We start from the raw sequence: 649 nt of genomic DNA, 5'->3' as shown, positions 1-649 counted from the left end.
TATACCCAGCCAATGGCAAAATCAAAGAAGCTGACTTACGTCGGATGCAGCTACACTTAAATGCGCAGATGGCTGGCGATTTAGAAAAATTCCTACAAGAAACACAAGGTAAATTATCAGGTTTATTGTCGAGTGCTACGACACTAGGGACTTCAATTCTCCAAGCCTTTAGCAGCAGTGCTGTAGCTGGATTACCCAGTGTTGCTTCAGCGGGAGCAACAGCTGAAAAACGTGATCCCAGCAAGCAGTTTAGCAACTGGGCACAGCCATTGATTGATTTGTTGGGTACGCCTGCACAAGCTGATATGACCGCAAAGATGACCCCGAATATCGCAACACGATTAACAGAAGAAGTGCTTAAGGCGACACCACAACTTGCTACAGTGATTCAACAACAAAGCAATGCAGGAACTCAATATAGCCTTGCTTGGTTGATTCAAGAAACCCTAAAAGCCATCCAAACTCAAGGTAAAAAAGCCACAGCCAGTGTGCCGTTAAACCAAACAGGCGAACATGAGCAGCATATCAATGGTGATATTTTAGAGTTTGTCACCTTACAACCTGATGCCTTAAATGATCCGATTTGCGCAACATTGGCTGACGATCAAAGTTCTAAAACGGATAAAAGTATTAGCTATGCGATTGGTGC

General features: G+C 43.9%; 1 pseudogene. It reads left to right on the top strand.

Annotated elements, in window-relative coordinates:
* Positions 1 to 649 (top strand): annotated as a pseudogene (locus ACG9ZL_RS21115) (RHS repeat protein); the annotation flags it as partial.

It is taken from the genome of Acinetobacter legionensis (assembly GCF_048551735.1).
Lineage (GTDB): Bacteria > Pseudomonadota > Gammaproteobacteria > Pseudomonadales > Moraxellaceae > Acinetobacter.
The sequence above is the reverse complement of the archived record's forward strand: the minus strand, read 5'-3'. Positions and strand labels throughout refer to the sequence as shown.